Source organism: Pseudomonas sp. BCA17 (genome assembly GCF_004519405.1).
In the GTDB taxonomy this organism is placed as follows: Bacteria; Pseudomonadota; Gammaproteobacteria; order Pseudomonadales; family Pseudomonadaceae; genus Aquipseudomonas.
Window position 1 is genome coordinate 1,092,942 of sequence record NZ_SGWI01000001.1, and the last position, 17,718, is coordinate 1,110,659.

General features: G+C 55.7%; 31 protein-coding genes and 1 pseudogene. 15 read left to right on the forward strand and 17 right to left on the reverse strand.

Translation table 11 applies throughout. The annotated features are described in order from the left end of the window. Positions 1 to 46: 46 nt before the first annotated feature. Complete coding sequence (locus tag EXW71_RS04895; protein WP_134657784.1) at positions 47 to 391, reverse strand: hypothetical protein; 345 nt, start codon at positions 389 to 391, stop codon at positions 47 to 49. Further along, complete coding sequence (locus EXW71_RS04900) at positions 388 to 726, reverse strand: hypothetical protein (RefSeq protein ID WP_003218335.1); 339 nt, start codon at positions 724 to 726, stop codon at positions 388 to 390. The genes EXW71_RS04895 and EXW71_RS04900 overlap by 4 nt, the downstream gene beginning before the upstream one ends. A gap of 228 nt (positions 727 to 954) precedes the next feature. Here EXW71_RS04900 and EXW71_RS04905 point away from each other — a divergent pair, with 228 nt between their 5' ends. Then, positions 955 to 1,401 carry a hypothetical protein gene (locus EXW71_RS04905; RefSeq protein WP_134657785.1) on the forward strand — a complete coding sequence of 149 codons (447 nt, stop codon included), beginning with the start codon at positions 955 to 957 and terminating at the stop codon, positions 1,399 to 1,401. Positions 1,402 to 1,523: 122 nt separating this feature from the next. Here EXW71_RS04905 and EXW71_RS04910 read toward each other — a convergent pair whose 3' ends face one another. From EXW71_RS04910 to EXW71_RS04965, 12 genes are all read right to left on the reverse strand, one after another. Next, positions 1,524 to 2,360 (reverse strand): lipid II-degrading bacteriocin, encoded by an 837-nt coding sequence (locus EXW71_RS04910; protein ID WP_134657786.1) that lies wholly within the window; start codon positions 2,358 to 2,360, stop codon positions 1,524 to 1,526. A gap of 114 nt (positions 2,361 to 2,474) precedes the next feature. Continuing rightward, a complete protein-coding gene (locus EXW71_RS04915) occupies positions 2,475 to 2,798 on the reverse strand; it encodes a hypothetical protein (RefSeq protein ID WP_134657787.1) in 324 nt (107 codons plus the stop codon). An 8-nt stretch (positions 2,799 to 2,806) separates the two neighbouring features. Then, on the reverse strand, positions 2,807 to 2,992 hold the full coding sequence (locus EXW71_RS04920) for a Com family DNA-binding transcriptional regulator (protein ID WP_134657788.1): 186 nt from the start codon (positions 2,990 to 2,992) through the stop codon (positions 2,807 to 2,809). A 136-nt stretch (positions 2,993 to 3,128) separates the two neighbouring features. Next, positions 3,129 to 3,674 carry a hypothetical protein gene (locus tag EXW71_RS04925; RefSeq protein ID WP_134657789.1) on the reverse strand — a complete coding sequence of 182 codons (546 nt, stop codon included), beginning with the start codon at positions 3,672 to 3,674 and terminating at the stop codon, positions 3,129 to 3,131. Further along, positions 3,671 to 4,264 (reverse strand): recombination protein NinG, encoded by a 594-nt coding sequence (locus EXW71_RS04930; protein WP_134657790.1) that lies wholly within the window; start codon positions 4,262 to 4,264, stop codon positions 3,671 to 3,673. The genes EXW71_RS04925 and EXW71_RS04930 overlap by 4 nt, the downstream gene beginning before the upstream one ends. Continuing rightward, positions 4,255 to 4,446 carry a hypothetical protein gene (locus EXW71_RS04935; RefSeq protein ID WP_134657791.1) on the reverse strand — a complete coding sequence of 64 codons (192 nt, stop codon included), beginning with the start codon at positions 4,444 to 4,446 and terminating at the stop codon, positions 4,255 to 4,257. Before EXW71_RS04935 ends, EXW71_RS04930 begins: the two co-directional genes overlap by 10 nt. Beyond that, positions 4,443 to 4,958, reverse strand: a complete 516-nt coding sequence (locus EXW71_RS04940; RefSeq protein ID WP_134657792.1) for a hypothetical protein — start codon at positions 4,956 to 4,958, stop codon at positions 4,443 to 4,445. The genes EXW71_RS04935 and EXW71_RS04940 overlap by 4 nt, the downstream gene beginning before the upstream one ends. After that, positions 4,955 to 5,752: a hypothetical protein gene (locus EXW71_RS04945; RefSeq protein ID WP_134657793.1), complete on the reverse strand. Its 798-nt coding sequence runs from the start codon at positions 5,750 to 5,752 to the stop codon at positions 4,955 to 4,957. Before EXW71_RS04945 ends, EXW71_RS04940 begins: the two co-directional genes overlap by 4 nt. Then, complete coding sequence (locus EXW71_RS04950; RefSeq protein WP_134657794.1) at positions 5,739 to 6,716, reverse strand: phage replication protein; 978 nt, start codon at positions 6,714 to 6,716, stop codon at positions 5,739 to 5,741. The genes EXW71_RS04945 and EXW71_RS04950 overlap by 14 nt, the downstream gene beginning before the upstream one ends. A gap of 1 nt (position 6,717) precedes the next feature. After that, positions 6,718 to 7,566, reverse strand: a complete 849-nt coding sequence (locus EXW71_RS04955; RefSeq protein ID WP_134657795.1) for a BRO family protein — start codon at positions 7,564 to 7,566, stop codon at positions 6,718 to 6,720. Between the two features lie 129 nt (positions 7,567 to 7,695). Beyond that, positions 7,696 to 8,313, reverse strand: a complete 618-nt coding sequence (locus EXW71_RS04960) for a hypothetical protein (RefSeq protein ID WP_134657796.1) — start codon at positions 8,311 to 8,313, stop codon at positions 7,696 to 7,698. Between the two features lie 54 nt (positions 8,314 to 8,367). Beyond that, positions 8,368 to 8,583 (reverse strand): YdaS family helix-turn-helix protein, encoded by a 216-nt coding sequence (locus EXW71_RS04965; protein WP_003218319.1) that lies wholly within the window; start codon positions 8,581 to 8,583, stop codon positions 8,368 to 8,370. Positions 8,584 to 8,670: 87 nt separating this feature from the next. On the opposite strand from EXW71_RS04965, the gene EXW71_RS04970 reads away from it, so the two are divergent. After that, on the forward strand, positions 8,671 to 9,339 hold the full coding sequence (locus EXW71_RS04970) for a LexA family transcriptional regulator (protein WP_134657797.1): 669 nt from the start codon (positions 8,671 to 8,673) through the stop codon (positions 9,337 to 9,339). Next, positions 9,339 to 9,569: pseudogene (locus EXW71_RS28985) on the forward strand (hypothetical protein). The gene EXW71_RS04970 and the pseudogene EXW71_RS28985 overlap by 1 nt, the downstream one beginning before the upstream one ends. A 108-nt stretch (positions 9,570 to 9,677) precedes the next feature. Here the strand turns inward: EXW71_RS28985 and EXW71_RS04980 are convergent. Both EXW71_RS04980 and EXW71_RS04985 read right to left on the reverse strand, forming a co-directional pair. After that, positions 9,678 to 10,541: a Kiwa anti-phage protein KwaB-like domain-containing protein gene (locus EXW71_RS04980; protein ID WP_134657798.1), complete on the reverse strand. Its 864-nt coding sequence runs from the start codon at positions 10,539 to 10,541 to the stop codon at positions 9,678 to 9,680. Then, positions 10,538 to 11,074, reverse strand: a complete 537-nt coding sequence (locus EXW71_RS04985) for a hypothetical protein (RefSeq protein ID WP_060764996.1) — start codon at positions 11,072 to 11,074, stop codon at positions 10,538 to 10,540. Before EXW71_RS04985 ends, EXW71_RS04980 begins: the two co-directional genes overlap by 4 nt. Before the next feature lie 240 nt (positions 11,075 to 11,314). On the opposite strand from EXW71_RS04985, the gene EXW71_RS28990 reads away from it, so the two are divergent. From EXW71_RS28990 to EXW71_RS05010, 5 genes are all read left to right on the forward strand, one after another. After that, positions 11,315 to 11,875 carry a hypothetical protein gene (locus tag EXW71_RS28990; protein WP_256657077.1) on the forward strand — a complete coding sequence of 187 codons (561 nt, stop codon included), beginning with the start codon at positions 11,315 to 11,317 and terminating at the stop codon, positions 11,873 to 11,875. A 165-nt stretch (positions 11,876 to 12,040) separates the two neighbouring features. Further along, complete coding sequence (locus EXW71_RS04995) at positions 12,041 to 12,292, forward strand: DUF1654 domain-containing protein (protein WP_134657799.1); 252 nt, start codon at positions 12,041 to 12,043, stop codon at positions 12,290 to 12,292. Between the two features lie 711 nt (positions 12,293 to 13,003). Further along, complete coding sequence (locus tag EXW71_RS05000) at positions 13,004 to 13,204, forward strand: hypothetical protein (protein WP_134657800.1); 201 nt, start codon at positions 13,004 to 13,006, stop codon at positions 13,202 to 13,204. Positions 13,205 to 13,264: 60 nt separating this feature from the next. Then, positions 13,265 to 13,444: a hypothetical protein gene (locus EXW71_RS05005; RefSeq protein ID WP_134657801.1), complete on the forward strand. Its 180-nt coding sequence runs from the start codon at positions 13,265 to 13,267 to the stop codon at positions 13,442 to 13,444. A 64-nt stretch (positions 13,445 to 13,508) separates the two neighbouring features. Further along, complete coding sequence (locus EXW71_RS05010) at positions 13,509 to 13,706, forward strand: hypothetical protein (protein ID WP_134657802.1); 198 nt, start codon at positions 13,509 to 13,511, stop codon at positions 13,704 to 13,706. On the opposite strand, the gene EXW71_RS05015 is transcribed toward EXW71_RS05010, so the two are convergent. Next, on the reverse strand, positions 13,689 to 14,066 hold the full coding sequence (locus EXW71_RS05015) for an energy transducer TonB (protein WP_134657803.1): 378 nt from the start codon (positions 14,064 to 14,066) through the stop codon (positions 13,689 to 13,691). The genes EXW71_RS05010 and EXW71_RS05015 overlap by 18 nt on opposite strands. A 224-nt stretch (positions 14,067 to 14,290) precedes the next feature. On the opposite strand from EXW71_RS05015, the gene EXW71_RS05020 reads away from it, so the two are divergent. The 7 genes from EXW71_RS05020 to EXW71_RS05050 all read left to right on the forward strand — a co-directional run bounded on the left by EXW71_RS05020 (position 14,291) and on the right by EXW71_RS05050 (position 17,716). Next, on the forward strand, positions 14,291 to 14,488 hold the full coding sequence (locus tag EXW71_RS05020; RefSeq protein WP_134657804.1) for a hypothetical protein: 198 nt from the start codon (positions 14,291 to 14,293) through the stop codon (positions 14,486 to 14,488). A 257-nt stretch (positions 14,489 to 14,745) separates the two neighbouring features. Further along, the gene (locus tag EXW71_RS28730) at positions 14,746 to 15,192 is read left to right on the forward strand and encodes a hypothetical protein (RefSeq protein ID WP_167659633.1); all 447 of its coding nucleotides are present in this window, start codon (positions 14,746 to 14,748) and stop codon (positions 15,190 to 15,192) included. Between the two features lie 19 nt (positions 15,193 to 15,211). Next, complete coding sequence (locus EXW71_RS05030) at positions 15,212 to 15,649, forward strand: hypothetical protein (protein ID WP_134657806.1); 438 nt, start codon at positions 15,212 to 15,214, stop codon at positions 15,647 to 15,649. After that, positions 15,646 to 15,837 (forward strand): hypothetical protein, encoded by a 192-nt coding sequence (locus tag EXW71_RS05035; RefSeq protein ID WP_032877436.1) that lies wholly within the window; start codon positions 15,646 to 15,648, stop codon positions 15,835 to 15,837. The genes EXW71_RS05030 and EXW71_RS05035 overlap by 4 nt, the downstream gene beginning before the upstream one ends. Beyond that, on the forward strand, positions 15,834 to 16,028 hold the full coding sequence (locus EXW71_RS05040) for a hypothetical protein (protein ID WP_134657807.1): 195 nt from the start codon (positions 15,834 to 15,836) through the stop codon (positions 16,026 to 16,028). Before EXW71_RS05035 ends, EXW71_RS05040 begins: the two co-directional genes overlap by 4 nt. After that, on the forward strand, positions 16,025 to 16,396 hold the full coding sequence (locus EXW71_RS28995; RefSeq protein WP_256657078.1) for a hypothetical protein: 372 nt from the start codon (positions 16,025 to 16,027) through the stop codon (positions 16,394 to 16,396). Before EXW71_RS05040 ends, EXW71_RS28995 begins: the two co-directional genes overlap by 4 nt. Before the next feature lie 159 nt (positions 16,397 to 16,555). Continuing rightward, entirely contained in the window at positions 16,556 to 17,716 is a 1,161-nt protein-coding gene (locus EXW71_RS05050) for a hypothetical protein (protein ID WP_134657808.1), read from the forward strand. Positions 17,717 to 17,718: the final 2 nt, after the last annotated feature.

Here is a 17,718-nt window from a genome sequence, read left to right on the forward strand (position 1 = left end):
TCAAGTCCCGCGGCACATCTCGCTGACTCATCTCCCGTAGCGCGGGTTACGGCTTCCTGCGCTCGACACCACCTGGCGCCCTCTCGCACCGCAGGCAGTGCTCACAGTTCAGCGCCCGACACAGCCAGACCTTCACCCGCTGCCAGTACGTGACCATGAAGATGTGGCGAGCACCAGCCAGGGCTAGGGCGACATGCAGTGTCAGTCCGGCGGTAGTTGGGCCGAAGAAGATGTTCTGGCTGCGCACCATCACAACAAAACCGGTGATGGCGATCGTCGAGTAGATCAGCTTCCCTAGGATGCCGTCCCTCACCTTCCCGCTCAGTACGCACCAAGTCGCCCACAGCGCGATCAGGCCGCAGGCAATGGAGTTGATCAGTTCAAGATTCATGGTGGATTGCCTCCCCCAAACCGCTGGCGAATGAGCGCCCAGAGGTCAGCGGATTTAATGGCTCTGTTGATGGCCGCCAGGAGCGAGCCGCCGAAGGCACCCAGCAGGAAGCCGATCCCTGCGACAATCTTCGGCTCGGTCACGCCCAAGTAGGTGCTGACCATGCTCGTCAGATAGATCGAGCAGGCCATACCGGTGATGAGGAAGATCATCCAGGCGCGCCAGTCGTTCAAGTCGTCCTTATGCCACCAGCTGGCGATCACAGCCCCAACAAGGCCCGCAATCAGTAATTCGAACCTGTCGATCTTGTCGAGCAGGCGCTGTAGATACTCCATGCGCTCGACTCCGTGGGGCATGTTTGAAATAGGTCAGCCCCGGCAGCACACCCTGCTCAGTGCGAAGGGTGTGGCGGGACGAAAACGAAAAGGCCTCAATCAAAGTCGAGGCCATAAGGTTGGTTTGTAGTGATGAAAACAGCTAGACAATTCCAGGCTTAACCTCTGAAAACCAAGAGCAAATGCTAAATCGATGGTCGGATTGATCTAACAGCCTGAATTAATCTCATGCAAAGTAAGATCGCAACCGAAAAAAACAACAAACCACTAAAAATTCCAACTATAGAATCGTACGAAAATGCCGCTACTGAAAAAACACCAAGAGCACACGTTAAAAGCAAAGGAAAGTCAGCGACGGTAGAGATAAAAAGTCTAGTTTTAAATCGCTCACCGCTCACAAACTTACAGACCAACAACCCAATAAATGACAAACACCAAGAAAGCATTCCCAACCCCATGATAAATGCTGAGAAAATATATGCTGCAGGAACTCCCGCTGTGTCGCTTGGGTCATTTGGGTTTTCGAACGCGCCAGCAACGGAATACACATACAAAAGAAACGCTGACAGCGATAGGAAACAAAGAAAAAAATACCACTTCCATGAGCTCATACCAATACAACTCCACATGAATCAATCGTCTGAAATGACGACCAATATTAGAAGTGTTTTTTGAGTATGTAAAACCACTCATTCGAAAAACCACAAATCTCCACACAAAACCCACAAACAGCGGTCATGCCAAAAAGCTGGCATGACCGTGCCTAGAGGAGACCTCCCCCCCCCAATCGGACCTAGTTACCGCTGGATATCGATCGGTAGCGAGCCCCTGATTTCGATTTCAAATTCCTTGGCGCCAGTCCCGTTCTGAATCGCACGCAGCACAGTCGTCGCCGCTTCGGGCAACGCATTCCTGAAAGAGCCTTGGTTCGCGTCATACTTATCGTTGTAAGCGCGAGCTTCTCCATTAAACACCACAGAACCATTTTCGTACTTTGTTGCATTACCTTCGATCTTCAGGGTGATATTCCCCAGAACGGAACCCGTGTTGAAGGAATCGTCGAAAGTATTATAGGGAACTTTATCCAATACGATCCTTGAGGTACCAACGGTTAAAGCACTGAACTGCTGCTCAAGCATTGGAATTTTAGTGACGGATGGATTTAGCCCGAGCTTGGTAATGTCCATTCTGACAGTTGCGCCATTACCATTAATGAAGTGCCCTAGCGCGGATACTGGCCCCAGTTCTGTTGCGGAAATTTGCTTGATCTCATTTGACGGCGCTGGATATGTCACGAGCAGTGGGTTACGGTACGCATAGGCCAAAGCTACTGCAGAACTAACTCCAGTAGCGCACATATAGTTATCTGCATACGGGACAAACTTAAGATCTCGACCAAATGGATCGCCTAGCATCCATGGCTCAAATCGCCCGTAGCTTTTTATATAAAAATCAACCTCCGAGCAGAGCTTAACCAAAACCTCACGCCACATACCTTTTGCGTAATAGTCATTCCGAATTAGCTGCATTCCATTGAATGCCACTACCGGGCTTTGCATAGTTCCACCACCAGTCTGATTAAGACCAGGATAAAATGGATCTGGCGCAGTAACATTAATACTTGGAAGTTCCATTATCTCACCTATTGAGTCGAATGATTTGTCGCGGAAAATTCCGCTTTTATGTCGCTCAAAGGCGATGGGGAGAGGCTCACGACCTTCTGGTTGTTGTGCGCGAGAAACTACTACTTACGGCAGCAGGTCGTAGGTCACATAAGCAGTACCGCCGCCGTTCTGAGTCATTGCTACCCACAGGCCCTGACCGGCAGGGATGGTCACAGAGAACGGGAGAGTGGAAGCACCGCCAACGGCGGACAAGATAACGGGCACGTTGGTCACCCAGCGCCCTTCCGGAATGGTCGTACCGGTACTAATAAATCCGTTCCCGACGGGGCTGATCATGGTAGCTGTTCGAACTACCGCGCCATTAACGTTCTGCGCCGGAGTGAAAACTGCCTCTGCGTAGCTGGTTGCGATCGATTTGAAGCGGCTGCCGATTTGTACTGGTTCCATTTTTTCACCTATTGAGTCGAATGATTGTTTGCGGAGGACTCCGCTTTCATGTCGCTCAAAGGCGATCGCTCGAGGCTCGTGGCCTTCACATGATTCAACGTCCCGCATCGGGAACATTTGATCTGGAGCTCTGTAAACCCACCCGTGCGGGCGAGAAGTCTTTTGCAGTTACCGCATCTGAATTCTTTCAACATCTGCAAATTCCTTTTGCTGAATCGCCCTTTCCATGGGCAATAAAAAACCCGGCGCGATGGCCGGGCTTTCATTTTCAATCCTACACACGCAGGAATGACAGGATGGATACATATTGGCTCAATGGATCATTTAGTGTCAAGCGGCTTTTGTATCGATGAGGTCTTCTGTGTCCAGTAGTGTTTGAGCGCAAACCAGAGCCTCGTCCACTTCTCGATTGAGGACCTTGCGAATATCGCGTCGCCACCGCTCCTGGGTTTTGATCGGATGCGGCCCATCTGCCCAGTTGTCCATCTCATACCAGCCGGCGGGCAGCACGTTAGTGGAGCGCTTACCGTCCACTCCTGGAAGCTTGGGCAGTGCCCAGGTCACAACGGCGCAGTGCACGAATCGCTCTGGTGCCGGTGACCGTACAGATCGAGTCAGCTCAGATATAGCTGCATGCTTGCGCTCAACATGCGTCGAGTACTTCGCCACCAAGGCCCGCCAGTGCGACGGGGTCAAAGCCTTGTGCAGCCGCCCAAACACCCAGCAATCTTGGAGAAACGCCGCCTCCTTGCCGACAATTTCCCCCTTCTGCTTGGCGCATTGCACCTTGGGCTCAAAATCGCAGCCACCGGCAGAGCTGATAGTCTCGGCCGCGAGCGCTCTAACTACAGCTGAAACAACGTTGCGATAGGTCATGCGGCTTCTCCTTTTTTTAGCTCTCTGGTCATTGCCCGGTAAAGGGCAGTCATCGCCTTGAGTTGTTCTACGGTGTACCGTTTGGGCTCATGAGGCCCCTCAAGCCACTCAACAGCTTCAGGGCCGATCCGTTTAACCAGCTCAACGCGGTAGTTAACGATGTCGCCCGATTTGTGGTTGTTGCAGGGGGCACATTGCTTGTGCACATTCAGGGGCTCGAAGCGGATAGCAGGATTGGATGCAACCGTCCGATAGTGCCCGGCGTGATATTGGCCTTCGTGGTGGCGACCACAGCTTACGCAAGGCAGATCCGCGTCACGGGCGCGGACCCAGGCATTGAACGCCTGTTGAGTGTCTTTGAGGTGATCCGCCCTGCTCTTCAGCTTCTCCTTGCGCACCTTTATCTCCCGGCGTTCGATGCTCGCCAGGGACTTGCGCTGCCTGTCCTGCTTGTTCCGCGCGATGACAACGGCACAGTCCGGCGAGCACCAGGACTGAAAACTAACCTTCGGGACGAATGAGGCCCTGCACGCAGGGCTCTTGCAGGTCTTGGGCTTGGGCGCCCTCTTCTCCTTGATGGTTAAACGCATGCTTTGCCCTCCTTGGCTTTTTGTCGGTTGTTGCCGAACAACGGTGCCTGCCCCTCGGCCAGCATCCAGTCGAATCTCTCTTTGCAACCCGTGGCGCACTGGCGCAGGTTCAGGCTCGTCAGGTTTGTCATCGGTTCGCCACAGTCAGGGCAAGGCTTTCCGTATCCGTTGTCGTGGCTCATGCAGCCTCCTTGAATGCTTCAAATTCTGCCATTTCGGTCAGGCGCTCTTCCGTGAGCGTCGGCCAGTCGTGCAGCACCAGGTACGCGCAGCACTGGCGCCAAAAATCTTGGAATGTCTCCTCCCCCATAGAGTCGTAGGAAAGGCTACGGGGCGTCTTGCGGGTGAGTTGGCCCAGGCCGGGGATGTCGAACAGCTCCTCGTCGCAGTAGACGCCTGACTCCAGTTGCAGGGCTTTGATGGCGTCGTGGGATTGCTTGCCAGAGAACCGGTCGATGTTCTGGCTCAGTACTCGGCCCAGGCCATGGACCAAACCATTGAACCGCGGATTGCGCGGCTGCTTGAGATCGGCGCGAATCTTCGTGTTGATCCGAAAATCACGCTCCCGCAGGATCGACCGGTCAGCGTCGGAGGACGGCACGAACGCGGCGACCTCTTTGCCGGTGGCGGGATCTACAAGGCGGCGCAGAACCAGGTAAACAGGCATTGGGCGGGGTTTCGCTGACTTGGTCATTGCGCCGCCCTCTTCGCTTCCAAATCGTGGGCCTGCTGGATTAGCAGCGCCCGGCGGTCCGCCAACTCGTTGGCCGCTTCAATCCGTAATTCAGTTTTCCGCTCGGCGCTGGCCTTGCGCATTTCCAGCATGGAGTTCTTCACCAGCTCGAGCTTCTGGCGTAGTGCCGGTTCTGGCCGAGTAACAGCTCCAGTCAGCAAACCCGCAACGGCACGCCCGTCTTCGGTGATCGGCTCAAGGCTCAGGTCTGCCAGGTACTTCTGGCCGTGCTCGCGGGGAATACGCTTCAGCTCCATGGCCTTGGTCACGGCCTGAACGCGGCGATTGACGTCGAACCCTACAGAGACGTGCCAGCTCAACGGCTTAGCGTCTTCGCGAGCCTGACCGACAAACCGCTCGTAAGCGCTGATGAACGCCATGCGAGCCCCCACCTTGTCACCGGCGTCGAGAACAGGCTTGGCAGCGGCTAGGGCCAGCTGGATCTCGTCGGTCAATACCACGGTCTCGAACTCGTCGTTGGTGGTCATGGCGATGGCCCAGGCTTCGTCCTTGCCGGGACGACCGTCGGAGGACTGGACACGCTGCAGGATGTCGGCCATTGCCAGCTTGCCCTTCACCTCAAAGCGGCAGGCTTTCAGCGCGGCCTTGACGACGGGCACTGGGTAGGCGCAAAGGTCTTCGGCCATCATTGCAGCGGTGCCAGGGTTCATTTCCTGGCCCATGGCTTCGGCAGTCGCGCAGATGGCGGCGGCCAGCCCTGCGACCTGCTGGTCGTTCATTTCAAAGGTATTCATTGCGTTCACCTGCTTGGCGTTTGGCCAGAACCATCTGGGCCGCTTGCTCAGCTGCGGACAGGTTTGCCTCAGTCCGCTCCATCTGGCGGGCGGTTGTGCCGTTGATGCGCTGCCCGGTTACCCATTGGGTGTGGTAGCTCTCGGCGTTCGCCAGCAGCTCATTGAGGCTATGGCACTTGCGCAGCACAGCGGCGTCGCTGGTCTTTAGGAAGTGTGCGGCGACATGGTGGGCGACATCGGCGCCGAGACGGTCGACCAGTTGACCGAGTTGACCGCCGACCTTGGCGTTCCACACCGGCCAGGCGCTGTAGCGCTTGCGGTAGGCCATGGCGTAGTTCGCCCAAACCTTGAAGGTTTTGCAGGTCTGGTCTTTGGGGCCTGGCATGTCGGCGGGGATTTCAACCCGGGGAGTATCGGTACGGTCAACCACCAGCACCAAGCCGCGGGACTGAGCCGGCTTGCCGGTGGCGTCCTGCAAGTCCTGACTGGTGTCCTGATTGGTACCCTGATGATTGGTATCCTGATTTGTCGGAGATTTTTCCGACCCTTGCCCGGATTTTTTTCCGACCTTGCTCGGAGATTTATCCGAGGTAGATCGGATATTTTTCCGATCCTTGTATTTTGGCGGGGTCGGATATTTTTCCGACCCATCCAGCTTCTGGTTCCACTCGACGGCCTTCTCGGTTAGGCGAAAAAGCGTGATGTTCGAAGTGCTGGAAAGCTCAATCAAACCGGCCTCTTCAAGGGCCTTCAGCATGCGATAAGCAGTGTCCGGCTTATCAGTGAGCAGCGGCAACTCCTCGATGATCTTGGCCTTGCTCAGCGCGAAGAAGATCCCGTCATCGGTCTTGATTGGCTTGGTCCAGCTCGGGCAGCCGTAGACGAAAGCGAACAACAGGGCCTGCTGAGAATTCAGCCCCCACTCCAACGCCTTCACCTGGTTAATCGTGACGGTGTATTGCATGTCAGGCCTTCCCGACCTTAGCGGCCAATTCAAGGAAGCGATCCACGTACCAGTGAGGCTGCGTCTCGCGGGGGCATTGAGGGCTTGTGAGGTTCTTGCCGTAGGCCAGGCCCTTCTCGGTCACGGACCAGAAATCGACAGTCTCTTGTTTGGAGTTTTTGCGCTGAAGCAGAGTCAGGAACCCGTGAGCCTTTAGTGCAATGTTGAAAGCGCGGGCGGTGCTGGCTATGGAGTGATCTTTGATAAGGGCGGTGATTGCCTTGGTAGGCATCGAAGAGCCGCCAGCGGCATCTGGCGCGGCGTCGACGGCGTAGCCAGGGAGGAATTTGGCGTCCAAACCGTTGTTGGAAGCGATCTTGGCGAGCATCAACATCTTGCTGGAGTTGGCGGGCTTCAACAGGCGGTCAAAGCACTCAAGAATGGCCAGCTCTCCGACAATCTTGGAGTTGTTCGGGCCCTGGGCAGAAAAGGTGCCGGTCTTGCGGATGCTCGGCAGCACCTGCCCGACCACCCACTCTTCGAAATGCTCAGCAGCCGGCAGCTTGGACTTCATCACCAGACGGTACAGGTCCCGCTCCGGGATGATGGTCATGAAACCACCACCCTGTTTCGGGGTAGTGGTCGCGGCTTTGCAATGACGGGCGACGGCGTTCTCTGGTTTGGAGTAGCCAAGGGCGTCGGCGACATCGCGCGCGACAAACCACGGATCACCGAGCTTGTCAGTGATGACCCGAATCGCAGCGCCGTCGAAGTCGAACGGAATCACCGATGAATTGCGCGCCACGTTTTCGGATTGCGGAAAACGTGGCGCGAGATTGGTAGCGCTATTGATATGTGGCTGGGTTTGCATATAATCGGCCTCACAAAGTGTTATCGAATTAGCCGACCTCGACCGTCGGCTTTTTTGTGCCTGGGTTTCTGGTCCGCTCAATTGATAGTGCGAAGCCAAAGGGCACTGATCCGCGCATGCGCGGGAAAATCAGGAAACAGATTTCAAATTCCGTTGGGCCGAAGCGAGCAACTGCTCCGCGCGGCGCCCCAGCTCCCCCGCCTTCGCCTCAACCTGGCGGCACTGTTTGGCGAACGCTGGCAAGTGCGGCAGGTCCTGCTCGCACATCACTTGGTCGTCAAACACTTCGCTGCCGGTGTCGATCACATCGCCAAGGGCGCGGATCAGCGCGCCGAAGCTTTTGTTCGCGCATTGGTCGCTGACCATCTGCCGGGCGCCGGTCAATCCGTGACGGCTCGCGAGCTCGTTCAGGCAGTGGTCGCGGAATTCAGGCTCAAGGGCGTTGACCCAAGACTCTTCAAGCCAGGACGGCATTTCCTGATCGCCGTTAAGCCAGCGTTGAACACGCTTGAGCCAGCGACCGGTCGCCTTCATGAACTCATTCACGTCGCCGGTCAGCTCCGCAGAATTGAAGTCCGGGACGTCTTTCTTCTTGGCGCGATCAGGAATCGACAGGTGCAGCTCGCGGCTAAGCGCCTGGGCGAAGTCGTCCTGGCTCAAGCTGGTGCGCGCGATCTGGTTTTGGGCATGGGCAACCAGAACCTGATCACGGGTTTGTACGGTGTGTCTGGAACTGGACGTTTGCATGGGGACTGCTCTCTTCTAATCTGGCTTCAATGGAACGGTGGACAGGGATGTCGCTTAGGCGGCCATCTCGGCCCATGGAAACGACGGACAAAGGGATTCTTTTTTGAAAGCACCTCCGGTCAACGCCTCCGCTCGCTTGGCAACCACTGGAGACATGCCGTGCTTCTCGCGAACCCAACCGGAAACGGTGCTTTGATCAACCTTGAGCTTTTCAGCCGTGACCTCCTGAGTGCCGAAGAAGGCAACGAGGTCCTTATAAATAGTGTTCATGCTGCCCCTCCATACGGGAATACCCATATAGTAGGTTATGGGAATACCGATTTGCAAGGATATGGGAGCACCCGTAATACTCGTCGAATGGAATTCAAAGACCGTTTAAAGGCCGCGCGCCGGCACGCCAAGCTCAACCAGGGCGAATTGGCCGCTAAAGCTGGTATCACGCAGACGTCGATTTCTGACCTTGAGCGTGGAAAATCGAAAGCCACCGCACACGTCGTGAAGATCGCCGACGCATGTGGGGTGAGCGCCAAATGGCTCTCAGACGAGATCGGGCCAATGCTGACTCCTGGGTTAGCGTCCGGATCTGGTGAATCGAACGTCTCCCCTGCCGCACAGCCCACCAAATCATTTCGCTACCCGGTAGTTAGCTGGGTTGCCGCAGGCGCTTGGGCGGAAGCAGTTGAGCCCTACCCTGCCGGAATCTCGGACACCTACGAGTTTTCGGAGTACGACGCCAAAGGCCCGGCGTTCTGGCTGACAGTCAAAGGCGACTCGATGACCGCACCCGCCGGCCAGAGCATCACAGAAGGCACACTGATTCTGGTCGACACTGAGGCTGAAGTCGCACCAGGTAAGCTGGTGGTGGCCAAGCTGCCGGACAGTAACGAGGCAACGTTCAAAAAGCTGGTCAGCGATGGCGGTCGGCTGTTCCTGAAGCCCTTGAACCCGAGCTATCCCATCGAGGCCGTCGACGAGAACTGTCGGATCGTAGGCGTGGTTGTGCAGGCGCTGCAGAAGTTTTACTGATGCCCTCCGCCCTTGGAACGCCATCGACCTCATGGCGAGAGCAGTCCTTCTTGAGCAAGGTTGGGGTCATTACCTGTATCGCATTGCTTATGATGCTCCCCGGCTAGTCCGACGCAGCTGGTCTTAGCTGGAGCTCATCCGGTCGCAAGCGAGTGTTCAGTCCTAGCTTCGTTGTACTGTGCGTTTTCGTCGCTGTGGCTGAGCTGATAGCGCTGATTCATTTCTATTGAGTTAGGCAATAAATATCAAAGGCACACCTCGCCTCGGCGAGGTGTTGATCTCAGCAAGCTAGATCCTTAAATTAAACCTCAAATAACCCTGAGGAACAATTTTACATATCAATCAGCTTTGCGCTTTGAGTTAGAAATAAATCTAGTATTAGATAGAGGGGACTCATAGTAATCCTCATCTAGAAAACGCAGCAATTTTCTTAGTTCAGTATTATTATCAGGAACGATAATGCGTCCGTCATCTGACAGAGCTAATGGAAATTGCATACTGGCTGCAACGGCAACAATTTGATCTGTGCTGTAATTCTCAAGAACCGCCGACTGCCGGATGAGTGATATTTTCTTTCTGATTTGCGGACCTGCCGCAGCCAAAAAAACTTGTACATCTTGAACCGCCAACTTTTCATGCCCAGCAAAAGTAGTCACTTCTTCATTAGTCGCCTCTCGAAAGTATTCCGAAAGATCGAATACGCGCTTAGCAAAGTGAAAGCTTTGAAATTTTAAATTAGTACCTTCGAGTACAGCTAAGAGCTTAGTGTCGAGAGACAGTCCCGACTCACTCATTTTTTGAAATTGATTATTTGCAAAAAATAGCATTAACCCTGCACGGGCAATGAGTCTGCGGCGTTCGAAAATCTGTACCAGAACACGAGGTACGCCACCTACCTCTATTCCAGTAAAAATCGCTCGTACTAAGTCAAGGCTGTGAGTGTTGGGATCATACTGATCAACAGACAGTGGGTTTGCAACGGCAGCTAATAGGCCGTCGACGTCTGCGAAGTCAGGAATTTCAAGAAGCTCGCCTTCCTCTGGAGTGTATCTACCATCAAAGGGTATTATAGTATCAACACCCCGGAAAAACTCTGTGTGTTGATCGTTAAAAACAGTAGAAATATCGGCGCTTAAATCCACCGAAAGTGGAAAACGAATCAGTCTAGCTCCAGCCACATCCATTAGTGCAAACAAATTCATTTTGTTTTTTCCTTAGTTTTTGCTTCCAAAATACCGTACTCCGTAAGCTGAACTACGCTTTTAATACTGGAGACGTTATTAATTGTTCTTTTCGTTAGCATCAAATACGTCACACCCTCTTGAGTCTCAACCTCATAAAAGTGAAACCCAAGAAGACCCAGCACGGGATTCACATGCAAAGCATGAGTCGTCCAGAGCACAAATATCAGCATCCCCCCCGCAAGCATCCAAGCGCCAAAGTCTAAACCAGCCTCCCCCTTAAATATCAAAGGAAGTGCATAAGCCACGAAGAAGCCTACAACTTCTTTGTCAGCACTCTTAACCTTCTTTATTACAACAGGAAGTCTCTCAAATTGGGCTGAGGCTTCAGTGATAATCCAACTAGATATAATTCCGAGGATGAGGCAGACGCAGATCGCCAGCACACAAAGCAACCACTCACCCTTTCGTGCGCCAAAAACGTATGCCAGCGATACCGAAACCGGTGCAATCGCTGTGAGCGCTAAAAGCACTCGAGTAGGTTTACCTAGCATGGACTCCCCCTCCCTGGGCTGATGCCATCATATCGCAATCATTCATCCTACAATCCTCACAATTGTATCTTTTAGCAATAGCTGTATATAAAACCAGTATAGCAGCGGAGATTGAGATTTTCCCTAGCCGTGTTTCGCAGATCGCCTAGCCATCAAATCCGGATGCATGCGTGCCTGCTATGCGCTACGAATGCTAAAGTAGCGGTCAGTTAAGGGAGGGATCCAATGAAAGGGCTTGGGATGTTCGCGCTCATCGTCGGTGTGTGCTGGCTGATCTTCGCGCTGAGCATGGACGTGTCCGTGCCGACCGGCGCAGGCGGCCGAGTGAATAACCTGGGGCTCATGGCTAACCGCCAGATCCACACCATCATTGGCGGGGTGATTGCGCTCGCCGGCCTGCTCATGGTTTTGCTGGGTGGTAAAGGCTCCCCTGCTGCTGCCCAGGCAGAGAAGGACACTCGCCCCTGCCCTATGTGTGCCGAGAGCATCAAGACTGCTGCAGTCAAGTGCAAACACTGCGGAGCTGATGTTGAGCCCATCGCTGCTCCACGCCTTGATTATGGGTGGGTTGCCTCAACCACCTGTCGCGATGAAGATGACCGGCAACGTACCATCGAAGCCATTGCCGGCACCGGACTTCCGGTAGTTCCCATGATCGGACTGGCTGTAGGTGCCGGCCCATTTGAAACCAAGGAAGAGGCCAAGCAGGCCCTGATAACGATGCGGGACGGCCCTAGGCTGTTCAGCGAGATCGTCTACAGAGACTCGGTGAGTGGCAAGTACCCACCTATTCCCGACTGATACATGCATGTCAACGAAGCCCGCCATGCGCGGGCTTTTTCATGCGCGCCAAAAACCCCCGCCAGCTCGAATATGCATTTACGCATGAAACTTCTCGCCGCCCTATTGCCAATATATGTCAGCACCAATACTGTACGCACATACAGTATTCGCAAGGAGCGAAGCATGAACCTGGCACCCTACCCCACACCCAAACCCAGAAACTCCTATGAGCTCGTAGGCCACCGGCTGCAGCGCATAATTGCCTCTCCTCGAGTACAGAGAATCCAGCTTGTGGAGGTTTCCAGGCGAGACGATGAAAGCCCTGAAGCCTGGCACCAGGTCATCCAGGATATCGGCGAAACGGTCGGTATTAGGGTAGAGCATTTGGATGGCGGCACCGTCAGGATCGGCTGGCGCGAGTACTGCGACTCATAAAAGAGCCCGCCACTGAGCGGGCTTTTTATTGCCTTCCATAAAAAATATGGGAATACCCATTGACGATAAATATGGGATTGCCTATATTTACTCCATCGCAGCGACTCACGAGGGACTGCGAAGGGCCTCAGGGCCTGACCGCTCTTTAACAGTCAGCGCAATACAGAAATACCAACAGACCGCATTGCCTCTACCGGCGACCGGCGATCAGACGGGTCAGATAGCCCGCCCACGACAGGAGAACCCTTTACGGCTGATCGAGAGCGAAACGCTCGAACCGTGCGAACGACCCGGCAAGCAATGCGCCCCGCGAATCCCAGCGGTAGAAGGGAGAGATATCGAACTGAATTAGCGTGCCCGATTGCTTCGGCCGGGTACGCCGGACCTCATGCACCCTGCCCCAACCAATCAGGGCATCTAGAGCTGTAGCGTGCATGTTGTATGGACCCTTGATCCAAGGCGAACAGATGCTGTTTGACGCCGCGGGGAGGAAGCTCGACGCCCACACCGACGAAGATCGGCCAGCCCTGCAATCAGCCGCGGGTAACTCGCCAACATCGCTGACGCAATACCCCGGCCTGTCGCCAGTAGCGAGGCCGGGCACATTTTATTCAAGCCGGTGACCGACGCCAGTAGCGGGTCACGGCGGAAAGCATCACTGAGCAGCCTTCTCGCGAGGGCTGCTTGGGATGACAACCAGGAGCACACGAAATGCCAACAAAGCGCGGAAGCGAAATCGGAATAGGTGACGTGATCTACCTCGGCCTGGGAGATCGCACTGGGCGGGTCGTTGACTTCAAGGCGCACCCAAGGCTTGCGGAGATGCACCCAGGCTTGACCGCCAGGGTCGCGGTAACTGATCGCGGCTCGATCACGATCATCGACCAGCAGCCGATCAGCGTACCGGAGTGAAGCTTTCACCGGCAGGCCTTCGCAAGAGGGCCTGATGGGAAATCAACCCGGAGCAACACCATGACCAGAAGTGAATACGAAGATATCGAAGGCTACGCAGTAGCAGCAATGGTTGGGCTTCTCGCCGGAAATGATGAGCGACCTGTGGAGACCCTTTCCACGCAGGCCTTCAGCATGGCGACGGCTTTCCAGGCTGAAAAGCTGAAGCAGCTCGGCGAAAAGCCCGGTTACGAAGGCTGACGGACCCTTTCACTGATGCCCATCCAGAGCGGTGGGCATCGGGAAGACAACCGGAGGCAACACGATGAATAAGGTCATCCACATCACCCTGCGCGGTGAGCTGCAGGTCTTCGCCGATGACGACCTGAATGCCTGTATCCGCGAGGCAAACAGGCTCAACGCTGAACGCGGACTCACCAGTGGCGTGCGCGTTGTTGAGTGCGAGGACGGTCATCGAATGACGGCGGCGGATTGCAAGTGCTGCTCAGATATTCCCGTCTAGAGAGTAGATAAGAGGGGCAGTGATCGTAATCGGGCCGTCTTTCATTAAACCGGCAGGTGGTTTTGGCAGTGGCTGGGCGCGACGGAATAATTCTAGAGTGGCCGCGTCCAAATCCGCACTGCCTGAACTTTGTACCAGCTCATAAGAAACGACATTTCCGTCGCCGTCTATCGTAAAACGAAGTTTGTTTGTGCCTTCAATCCCCGCCAATTGTGAGGCTACCGGGTAAATCTTGAACTTAGTCAAATGCTCCGTGAGCCCGACGATCAGTTTTTTTTCTTGATCTGCAGTGGAAGAGCAACCAGCGGTTGCGCCGAGAAAAACAAAGGCAAAAGTAACGGTTAGAAAAAATCTGAACACTTAAATGTCTCGCTAATTGGCAGTGCGCTTCTCGCGCATGACTGTTTTTAGACTATCAGGACACTGCGCTGCCCAGCAATGAAAGGACAACTTCAACGAAGTCTTATGAGTTGTCCGCCCCCCCCCCGCCTCTACCCGTCAGCACTCCTCCCCCGCGCCCATCGGCAACCAGCGGGAGGAATGTGTGTTGACGAATACAGGTGAACCAACCACTGGAGAGAGTCATGCCTGAACAACGAGCGCCATATCCACGGTCGGCGGATAACGCTGACCAGATGAACCTGCCCGAGGGCAAGACCTGCGGCGACTGTGTGCATTGCAAGCGATGTACCGCGATGTTCGGTCATATCCCTGCTGACGAGTCTTGCGACTGGAGCCCTTCGCGCTTTCGTGAATCTATTCCGGTCGCGGCTTCCGCCTAACCCCAAGCACTGGAGTCCGCCAATCGTCAATGCGCTCTGGGTCGAGATCGACGCCCGCAAGCGCCGGTAACGGTGGGACGGCACCCGGCGCCGGTTGCGGTCAGCTTAGGCTGACTGTGCGATGAGATCCTTCCACCGATGTCAAACGCCAACCCGCAGGTGCGGAACACCTAGCATCAGGTATGCGTTCTCACTTCTTGGGGAGGTAGTGCGAGCACATATCTGGAAGCTTAGATACGACGACAGAGTTGCTCATATTGAACGCCAACGATTGGATTTTTGCCTTGGAAGCTGGATCAGCTTTGACTCGGCGAACTTCCGCTCTAAGCGAATCGGTCGTCTCCGGGTCGCTATTTAAAGCGTTCTCAACGCTGCTATTCGAATCTGGATTGGCCTTGACGCAAAGGCTTTCAATGGCCAGCAAATTGACGGCGTTTTCGGTGTCGTCCTCTGCTGCGCTTGCCAAGGTACTTGCGACCGAAGAAACGCTCAATAGCAGAAACGCTGCAGAAATTCGCTTTAAAAACATCATTGATCTCCCTGAAAAACTGAAATTCATCATAGCGCTATTGATTGGCGATTTTCCAGTTTCCCCCCCCATAGCCCCCCCACTACCAACAACCTTACCGGTCAGGTTCCGGACAGGCCTATTTACGCCGGGATTCAAAGACGGCCACTTCAAATACGTTGCATACACCGACTAACGCCACCCTGGAGGCGACCATGAACGCAGCATTGAAGATATGCCAGGAGCGTTACGACGCTCAGTTGCCTCCAGAGGCCAGCGAGGCGAGCGCCGAGCAGGAGTGGCTGGAACACTCGGCGGAACAGCTGGTTTGCGGCATGGACATCAAATGGAAGCGCCGCTACGGCCAGCCGCAGGTGGTGACGTTTGATCGGTACTGCACCTATCTGCAAGGCGTCTTGAACCAGCGCCAAATCGACGGCCTGGATCATCGCGACTCATTTGCCCGGCTGTTCCTCTCGTCGACCCTGGGCAGCCAGGCAGACTCGCGAGGCCACGCCGCTGAGTTGATCGGCCAGCCCCGCCCCATCGAAGCCGCCGAGAAGATCGCAATGGAACTGCTCAGGCCGTACGCCGCCGACGCCGTAGCAGCGGAGCGGGAAGAGGCAGAAGACGACGTGGATGCGGACCTATGAGCCCGCACATCCTGATCGATGAGGCGCTCGAGGCCCTGGAGCATCCAGCCAGCGAGCCCGGCGCCCAGCGAGTCGTCCTGAACATGATCACCAACATGCTCACCGGTAACGCCATCACCAACGAAGAATTCGCCCACTACTGCCAGCGCCTGCTGAAAATCACCAGGCAGCGCAAGGAGGCCGCATGACTACCGCGCCGGTTAAATCGCTGATAGACAGCCAGCTCGACGACATCGAGTCAAAAATTGCAATGCTGGGCTTCGGCCTCCCGTTTAATGAAGTGATAGGCCTGCCGCGCGAACGCGCCGTGGCGAGCCTGCCGAAGCGCCTGGCGCCGACAATGAAGGGCGGTCGTATCGCGGTGAGGGTTCGGCCGTGAGCTTCTTTGAAGACAACATCGAAGACGGCAGCCACTGCATGAGCTGCTGCGAGTTCATCGGTGAGGATGTTGGTTATCCGCGCTGCTGCCGGAATTGCGGCGGCGAAGGCAGCGAGCCCAACCCCGAAGGTCACAAAAAACGCATGAAGGCAGAAGCCATGCAGCGCTTCGACGGCTGGCTGTCTCGGACCGGCATCGCTCACAAGAAGCACAACAACGGCTACCACGTCGTGCTGACGCTTCCTGATGGCCGAATGATCGACTGCTGGCCGAGCACGAAGAAGTGGCAGCTCCGTGGGCAGCGCATGAGCCGCAACGGAAAAGCGTTGCATGAACTGGTGCTGCAGCAGTTGAGGCCCTGGCCATGACCACCCACCAGCGGCACCGGCGCCGCGCCATCCGCGCTCTGTCGGCCATCGTTGGCCTGACCTTCCTCACCATCGTTCTACTGGGCCCCGCTATCGGTGGCCTGATCACTCAATAAACAACACCTCTAATCGCTGCGAGCATCGCGGCAGGGAGTCACCGTGTCCGCACAACAGCAAGTAATCACCATCGACGACATCAGCGCCGACAACGCGCCGGCTATTTACGTAGCTGGCGGCCTGGGCCAGTTCTTCGAGGCGGTGAAGGCCGAAGTCACAGGCGAGGTGCCCGATCTGACTACTGTGAAAGGTCGCGCTCGCATTGCATCCCTGGCCGCAACCGTCAGCAAATCCAAAAAGGCAGTCGAAACACCTGGCCGCGATTACCTGAAGCGCCTGAAGGAAATGCCCAAGGTGGTCGAGGCTGAACTTCGCGAGTTCGTCGACGCTATGGATGCTCTGCGCGACGAGACGCGCAAGCCTCTGACTGACTGGGAAGCGGCTGTGGCTGCCAAGAAGCGCGAGATCGAAGCATGGGTTGGTGAGCTGCGCCTTGACCCGCTGACTATCAGCACTGCCGACTCCGAATACCTGAAAATCAGCATCGGCGCCTTTGAAGGCATCGTGATTGATGGCGAGTGGCTTGGCGATTACGAGGCCGAGGCGCTGCGTTTGAAGGCGGACACCTTAGAAGCGCTGCGTGCCGCCCTAGTGAAGCGCGAACAATACGAGGCTGAGCAGGCCGAACTGGTCCGGTTGCGTGCCGAGGCGGAAGCTCAGGCCCAGCGGGACCGTGATGCAGAGATTGCAAGGGTTGCCGCAGAACAAGCCAGAATCCAAGCCGAGCAGCAGGCCAAGGCCGAGCGAGAAGCTGCCGCGCGACGTGAACAGGAATTACTGGACCAGGCCGCCGCCACTCAGCGCGCCGCCGCACAGGCTGCACTGGATGCCGAGGCCGCCGCCGAACGCCAGCGCCTGCAACTGGAGCTGCAAGCCGAACAGTCCCGCGCAGCAGCGGCACAGGCTGAAGCCAATCGCATCGCCGCCGAGCAGCACGCTGAGCAAGAACGCATTGCTGCGGTGCGACGGGCTGAAGAGGCTGCCGAATTAGCTCGTCAAGATGAGCGCCGTCGAGCTGATGCGGCCGCCGCCGAAATTGTCCGTCAGCAAGAGATGCGCGAACGCGACGAGGCGCATCGCCGCGCCATTAATCGCACTGCCCTGGAAGCCTTCATCGCAGGCGGCATGCCAGAGGAATGCGCCAAGCAGGCAGTCAAATTGATTGCCCAGCGCAAGATCCCAGCTATCACCATTTCCTATTGAGG